This window comes from Peribacillus sp. NPDC056705 (assembly GCF_043656335.1).
The window spans coordinates 1-8,069 of sequence record NZ_JBHTYI010000059.1 but is presented as its reverse complement, the minus strand read 5'-3'; the positions used below and the strand labels follow the sequence as shown (position 1 = coordinate 8,069).

5 protein-coding genes and 1 pseudogene are annotated in these 8,069 nt (G+C 33.5%); 3 read left to right on the top strand and 3 right to left on the bottom strand.

Annotated elements, in window-relative coordinates:
• Positions 1–648: 648 nt before the first annotated feature.
• Entirely contained in the window at positions 649–870 is a 222-nt protein-coding gene (locus tag ACFRAK_RS26870; protein ID WP_353871725.1) for a hypothetical protein, read from the top strand.
• Positions 871–1,445: 575 nt separating this feature from the next.
• Positions 1,446–2,210 carry a hypothetical protein gene (locus ACFRAK_RS26865; RefSeq protein WP_387708409.1) on the top strand — a complete coding sequence of 255 codons (765 nt, stop codon included), beginning with the start codon at positions 1,446–1,448 and terminating at the stop codon, positions 2,208–2,210.
• A 293-nt stretch (positions 2,211–2,503) separates the two neighbouring features.
• Here the strand turns inward: ACFRAK_RS26865 and ACFRAK_RS26860 are convergent, their stop codons facing one another.
• From ACFRAK_RS26860 to ACFRAK_RS26850, 3 genes and pseudogenes are all read right to left on the bottom strand, one after another.
• Positions 2,504–2,797, bottom strand: coding sequence for a YolD-like family protein (locus ACFRAK_RS26860; protein WP_387708407.1), 294 nt, complete (start codon positions 2,795–2,797; stop codon positions 2,504–2,506).
• Between the two features lie 317 nt (positions 2,798–3,114).
• Positions 3,115–4,299: pseudogene (locus ACFRAK_RS26855) on the bottom strand (IS110 family RNA-guided transposase).
• A 418-nt stretch (positions 4,300–4,717) separates the two neighbouring features.
• Positions 4,718–5,254, bottom strand: coding sequence for a TetR/AcrR family transcriptional regulator (locus tag ACFRAK_RS26850; protein WP_387708204.1), 537 nt, complete (start codon positions 5,252–5,254; stop codon positions 4,718–4,720).
• Between the two features lie 241 nt (positions 5,255–5,495).
• On the opposite strand from ACFRAK_RS26850, the gene ACFRAK_RS26845 reads away from it, so the two are divergent.
• Positions 5,496–7,679: an MMPL family transporter gene (locus tag ACFRAK_RS26845; RefSeq protein WP_394572875.1), complete on the top strand. Its 2,184-nt coding sequence runs from the start codon at positions 5,496–5,498 to the stop codon at positions 7,677–7,679.
• Positions 7,680–8,069 lie beyond the last annotated feature (390 nt).

The following is an 8,069-nucleotide window of genomic DNA, read 5'->3' as shown; positions in this document are numbered from 1 at the left end:
GAATTTAGTGGGCAAATATCCAATGCATTAATATGACTTAGATTTGCCCACCAAATAAAAAACCCCTGACACCAGAGGTGCCAAGGGTTTGAAAGATTAATACATGGACATATATTGTTCGCGTTCCCATGGGTGAACTTGTGTTCTAAACATATCTTCGCCTTTCGTTTTTTTTCAAAAAGATACATAAAGGCTTATTTAACAAGGCTTTCTATAACCTGTATACAAATTTCTTTTAGGTTATTTCACCTTTTTATTTTTATTTGGTGGTCAGAATGTGGTCATTTTTTCATAGTGATACATTCATTCTTTTTCATCTATAACGAAAACCAGTTCGAATTTATGTTAATATATGGATTGATTACATTTTTAGAGAGAGGAGTGTTTTGAATGACAAAATTGGAGAGAGGTAAATTGCATAAGAAAAATATTTTATTCTTTTACTGCCGGCATTAATTATAGGAATAATTTTAATAATATATCAATATCATCATTCAAAGGAATTTAACGCTTATGTACTTTTAGTACCCTTGGTTTTCTGGCTGTTCTATTATAGTTGGGTATATATTGAAAAGAGGCAAATGAAGAAGTAAGAAAATAACTAACATGTGGCCATAAAACTATACTAACTCCAGGAGGTATTTAGGGTTGAACATAAATATCAAGGTTCACTTACATTCAAGAGAAACTAATTTCTTGCAGAGTGGAAGCTTCCCCGTTCCTAATTCAGATTATAAGAAGGATCCAGATTGGGCAGCTGCCATTGCCGCATATGAATGGATTCAGAAGATTAAGTCAGAATTTGCAGCTAGCAAGGATTCTCGTATAGTTCAAGTGATTTATAACGATGATATGATATTACGGAGTTAGTTAAGAAGGTCAAGCCTATCAGCATTTGTTATGTACAAGATATATAGAGTACCTTCTATCAGGAATATATGTTATATTTACCATTAATATAATTTCTTAATTATGGGTTATATGGAATTAATAGTGATTTTTAAAAGAAATCAAAAGACTATTTTTACGAAAAAGATAATAATTCATACTTACGAAATACATAGAAGGAGAGATTTTGTGTTCAAGTTTGTAAAAATATTTTTTGTTGTACTTCTTTATTGGTATGTTGTACGGTACCAGAAAAGTTCCCCGGCGGATTTTGTATTTTATTTGGCCAGTATCTTGTTTTTTTTATCAATTATTTTTAGTTTGTTTTATAAAAATAAGCATAGGGTGAACATTTTTTTAATCATTGCACTATCAAATCTTTCAATGATTTTTGCACTATACGCTCATTTTTTAAGTGGGATTCTAACATTTTTCACTTTTTCTTTAATTCTATTTTTTTACTGTTTTGTATTTATTTCCTTAAAAAAAGATTAATAGTATGTTAGTATAAGACTCGCTGCTTAACCGAAAACATAAAAAGGGAGTTTTGGAAAAACATGAAAAAAATTTCAATCTTAATGAGCTTTATCCTACTTGTAGGAAGTCTAGCATTCTCTATTCCGAGTAGCACAGCATTAGCAACTTCAGGTTCAACAATCATACCTGAAGATGGTATGGAGATTATTACGGATACTGAAGAAAAATCTGAGTACATATTGACAATCTTGGGTGTTCAAACACGTTATATAGAAACAACTGAAACAATTGATGAAAACACAATAATAATACACACAAAAGTTTATAATGAAGACAACCATGAACTTATACAAGACTTTTCAACAACTCTTACTAACGATAAAATAGTAGATCAAGATGTAATTCTTTTCGAAGAAATACCAGAACCTAAAACACAGGAAGAAGCGAGTGGTTTTTATCCAATGGCTTCTACAAGTGGTAACAAATCAATGGTTACAATATTGAACATTAGTTACACTAAGAATTTCACTACTGGTAAAGGTACTGCTCGTTATCTAAAGGAACCAAATAAAACTGCTAAATTAGCAAGTTCTAAACCTTTTAATACATATGCAAATAATGTGGATTCTCTTAGAGGTACTGAGAGTTCAACCACGGTTGGTTGGCTAGTTTCTGGATTTAGTGGTGGTTCATTAGTAGCAGGGAAAATAATTTCTTGGGCAACAGCGAAAACAATATTGACAAAAATTGCAGGACCAGTGGCTGTCGTTAGTAATGCTGTGGCATTATCTTCATGGTTCTATTATTATAATAAACTTGAAAAAAGTTGGTCGAATTTAAAATAATATAAAAAAGTTGTGTGTGAACTATATGATCAAAAGTAGACAGCTAAATTAAAGATTCAAGGCTACTGCTATAAGATGACTTCGGCAATGTGATCCGGGGTCATCTTTTTTTAAGCTCCGATTTAATTATTTCCTCATAATAGTCCTTAATTACCGTAGCATCATGTAAGGCATTATGTTCCACTCCATCTATTCCAGCAAACTCTTCACGATTAATATTAGTATCAATTCCCTTTACCTTTTACAAGGTACAAATATCAAATCAAGCCCTTCACTAATGAGAAGGGCTTTTTTTAATCCTCTACAATCACACTAATAACTTCATCGAATTTAATTTTCTCAAAGGAACTATCTCTCTTCTGAATGCGTAACTCTTTTGTGACAGGATGAATGTACACACAATAACCATCCAATTCTTGTGGACTTCCCTCGTTATGTAATCTAAATCTTATCGGTAAATGATATTCCATTGCATAATGAATGTTGTTTTCAAACTCTTCAACCTGGTATTCATCAAGGATAGGTTTTTTATTTAAGAAATAATCAACCTCACCTATTTTTTTATTTAAAGCTTTATGTTCCGGCATAATCAATGCTGACTGCCATTTAACAAGCCTCTATCACAAATTGTCCCCATCAGAAAAATCCCTCCTTTACTTCCATTATATACGAACTAACGTTCTTATGAAAGGCAGAAAAAATTTCCTTCCCCAAATAAGTTCTGGCTAGAGAAATGTTGATTTTCGAACAAATAAAAGAGACCACTTATTGTAGTCTTCCTTTATGCCCTATGGAACTAAACCAGCTAATAGGATGTCAATATCTTTCTCTAAAAATTTCATTTCCCTTATGATATACTACAAAACCCTTTTGGAAGGATTTTTCTCTTTCACAAAACCGTTAATTAGGCTAAATCTAGGAACGTTTCTTTTCTCTTTAATAGAGCGTATATCCAATGAAGCAACTTATTAATACAGGCAACGATTGACACTTTGGCCGGTTTTCCTTCTGATTTTTTCTTATCATAGAAGGCTTTAAGCTTTTTGTTCCTTGAACTTCTTATGCCGCATAGTACGGCAAGATACAGAGAATGACGTAATCTGCTCGAACCTCTTTTAGTGATACGATTAATGGTTGCCGTAAACTTACCGGAAGAGTGAACACTTGGATCTACTCCAGCGAAGGCAACCAGTTTTTTCGGATGATTAAACCGATCGATTTCACCAATTTCAGAGATAATCGTGGCTGCGATTTTTTCTCCTATACCGGGAATCGATTGGATGATCTTATATTCTTCCAGTTCATTTGCCAGGGCCACTATACGATCTTCCAAATCAGAGAGGTGTCCCTGGTAATGAAAAAGCAACTCAATATACATACTAAGATTGATTACGTGACTTTCATTCACGTTTTTTTGGAATGGATTTCGAGATGCGGAGTCCATTATTTTTTTTGCTTTTTCCCATGCCCATTGACCCGATCTGCTAGGACAGAACTCTATAACACTCTCTGCTAGCTTACTTTCCCCGGCTGTTAATACCGCCTCTGAAGTGGGATATTCCTTTAATATCAGTAAAGAAACCCTTGAATATAGATCCCCAAAAACCTTCCGGTATTCAGGAAACACTTGATCTAAAATGGTGTGAAACTGAAGTTTGGCTTCCACATACATATTCTTTACGATTTCCTGTTGTCTTGACAAATTCCGAAGGTCTAATAGCTGAATTCCTCTAATTTTATGAGGTTCAAAATCCTCTTTGTAATACAGCACACACAACTGGTACGCATCGATAGCGTCTGTTTTTACCTTCCGTAAACTGGTCTTCTTTGCCTGATAAGAATAATCGGATTTAGTAAGATATATAGAATCCCTTGTTCCTCCAAGTATTGAATAACAGGAGTATGGTAATGCCCTGTAGATTCTAAAATGACCATAGGCATCTGCCCTGACACCTCTTCAAACTCTTTTAAAAAGTCTAAAAAATGATCTAATTCCTCAAAAGCTCGTCCCATACGGTTTAGATTGATCTAAAAATGCCTGAACTTGACTCTCTCCTTTTGCCACATCCAGACCGACAACTGGATTCATTGTTTTCCCCTCCTCTACTTACTTACCAGTACCCCTAGTCCTCCATGTAGTGTCATAGCTTCGCTTGTTATACGAGATCTACGTCCCAACCAGCCTCAAACATGCTTCTACAAGTAGGGGGCGGACAGTTTAGTTCACGGGATCGAGTCCCACGCACCCGTACGTCCTACCCTGGCTACTGATATAATAGATTCTATTAAAAAAAGGTCAACCAGTAAAAACTGGCTCACCTTATAATACGAACGCACCCGTTAGTTTAAGTAAAACTCTTCACATTTTCCCGAAAAGTTTACGATCTCTTTAGCTAATTCGATATAGAATAATTTTAAGCAAATAAATGATAATGGTCTTTTTTATAGTGAATCTCTGTACCTATTAATGACAATTATTCATAATATTAAATTACTATTTATTGAAATTAGGTGACGTTCATACTTTCTAAGATTTGTACAACTTCTTCAGTTGGAATTTTCATATCATCATTTATCCATTTTCGAATTACTTCAATGATCCCTCCAGTCGAATAAGTGAAAAAATATTCTAAATGATTCTCATTAGCATTTGGTAACTGTTTTTTTATTTCTGCAATTGTTATATCATGAGCAGAATTCAAAACTGTATTTAGTACATGAGAGCTATTTTTTTCATTAAAAATGATTTTACAGAGCTCCTTATTTATAAGTATCAATTTTAAAAGTTCATTTAGTATATTTTGTTCTCCTGAAATATTAATTGTACTCATCATTTTCTCTATCATTTCTTCTTCAATACTTCTCATTAAATCAAACGGATCATTGTAATAAGAATAAAAAGTGCCGCGATTAATATCTGCTTCTTTGCAAATATCCGTAACAGTAATTTTATTTAAGTTTTTTTCTTGTAGTAGCAGTAAAAAAGCCTCTATAATTACCTTTTTACTATACAATGTTCTTCGGTTTCCTGGTGTACCAACCATATTTTCCCCTCCTACTTATTAACCAAATCACTTCAATATGTTTTTAAATGAACAAAACATTAATAAATGACTATTTAATGACACATGTTTTCATTTTGCTTATTGTTACCTTCAATTAGCTTTAATATACTATGTCTATGCCATTAAATCAACGAAGTGTTCGATTAATGACTTGTCGTTTAAATAATAACTAGTTGTTTTAATGTGTTGTATGTAATATTAGGATGAAAGGAAGCTATTAATGGCAAAGTATCTTTATAAATTAGGAAAATGGGCGGCAAACAATAGTAAAAAAATAATTGGAGGCTCATTAACAGTTCTCCTTGCGATAGCAATTATTGCAATGAATCTGGGACCAAATTTTTCTGAAGACATGTCTATACCTGGATCAGAATCAGAAAAAGCCCTTCAACTCATTAAAAAGGAATTTCCCTCAACAGGAGGTCAAGTACAGTTAGTATTAAAAGCACCTGAAAATAAAACCTTAGATTCTGAAGAGGTTAATAAAGTAATTACGGATACATTGGGAGTGATAAAAGAAAAAGATGATCATGTTGTTTCTGTTGCACACCCATTAGAGTTAGGGAATTTAAGTAAAGATAAGAAAATAGGTTATGCAATTGTTACTTATAATGTAGCAGCAGACAAGGTATCGGAAAAATCAAAGGAAAATATTATAGAAAACATTGAAAATACACGTGATGCAGGTATTCAAACAGAATTAGCTGGTGATGTTTTATTTTCTGAAATGGAAATTGGAGGAATCACAGAAGTAATTGGGGTAATTGTTGCTTATGTTATATTGGCAATTACTTTTATTTCCTTCTTAGCAGCTGGGTTACCAATTATTACGGCGGTTATTGGACTAGCTATAGGAATTTTATTAATTGTGATTGGAACAAATTATTTGGAAATTACCTCTGTTTCGATAACGTTAGCAGCAATGTTGGGACTGGCAGTAGGCATTGATTATGCTCTCTTTATTATGACTCGTTTTAGACAACAAAGAAAAGAAGGATATTCTGTCCAAGAGTCTGTAGCAATTTCAAATGGAACAGCCGGGAGTGCTGTAGTGTTTGCTGGCATAACAGTCATCATTGCGCTCTTAGGTTTATCTGTTGCAAAAATACCATTTTTAACAATGATGGGGCTATCTGCTGCTCTATGCGTATTATTAGCAATATTTATTGCAATAATTGTGGTTCCAGCTTTTTTAGGTCTGATGGGACATAAAGTGGGACCAGATAGAAAAAATACTTTTTTAAGCAAAATTATTAAAAGCGATAAAAAACAAACTACTTCCGATAGATGGGGAAATTTTGTAGCAAAACGCCCGTGGAGGGTAGCAGTTATTGGAATTATACTTCTTTCTATAACTGCTATCCCTATTTCCCATATGGAACTCGCATTACCAGATAACGGTTCGAAAAATGAAGAGACAACAGAAAGAAAAGCATATGATTTACTTAGCAAAGCTTATGGCCCAGGCCATCATGCAACATTAATTGTAGCCGCTAAAACATCAAGCGAAACAACCAATCCACAAGTAGCATTAAGTGATACTGTAGAAGAGTTAAGTGGATTATCAAATGTAAAAAATGTTAGTCCAGCAATTCCTGGACCATCAGGAGAATTGTATCTTATTTCTATAACTCCAGAGACAGGAGCATCTGATTCAGAAACAAAAGATCTTGTAGACGATATTAGAGCAAAGGCAAAGACCTTGGAAAAATCCGAACAGTTAAAATTAATGGTTACAGGTACTACGGCGGTAAACATTGATATATCACAGAAATTGAGTGATGCATTGCCAATATTCGCTTTATTAATTATTGGATTTTCATTCATTTTATTAGTACTAGTATTCAGGTCTATTCTAGTTCCATTAAAAGCAGTTCTAGGATTTTTACTTTCATTAGGTGCAACATTAGGATTCACTGTATTTGTTATACAAGATGGAAATTTAATTGATTTATTTGGATTTCCCATTGTTAATCCTGTATTAAGCTTCTTACCAGTCATTGTGATAGGGATTTTATTTGGGTTAGCAATGGATTATGAGGTCTTTCTAGTTAGTAGAATGCGTGAAGTATTTACACATACTGGGGATGCACGCGAAGCTGTTTTAGCAGGAATGAGAGATAGTGGTGGAGTAGTAACAGCTGCTGGGTTGATTATGATTTCAGTATTTACTGGATTCATGTTAGCTCCAGATCCAATAATTAAAGCAATGGGCTTTTCTCTCACATTTGGCGTTCTATTTGATGCTTTTGTAGTAAGAATGGCTATTGTACCAGCAGTAATGATTATAATGGGAGAAGCTTCTTGGTACTTGCCAAAGTGGTTAGATAAACTACTACCAAATTTAGATATTGAAGGAGAATCATTTATAAAAGAAATAGAAATAGAAAGAAAAAGGAAATAAAAGGAGAAAGATGTTAAGTTCGCATAAATATTATTAACTAATGGGGCTGAAGGTAGTCCGATTCTTGTTATTCTTCAGTCCCATTTCTACATTAAAAAGATATCTCCAAAATATTCCCCCGAAACCTTTTATCATCGTATCTAACTCCTGTCTGTCATCAAATTTTTAGCTATCCGATTACATTATATATTCGAGATTTAAATTTAAGTTCCTTTTTCAATTATACTGCCCCTTAGTTCATTAAGAGATTCAACAACACCTTTAACAGAGCTTCAACAAAAAAAAGGGCCCCTACTGAACTGCACCCCAATTGTTAGACAACATCTAACAATTGGAGGTGCAGTTTTTTTGACTAAATATACGATAGACGAAAAATCAAATGCAGTTTTA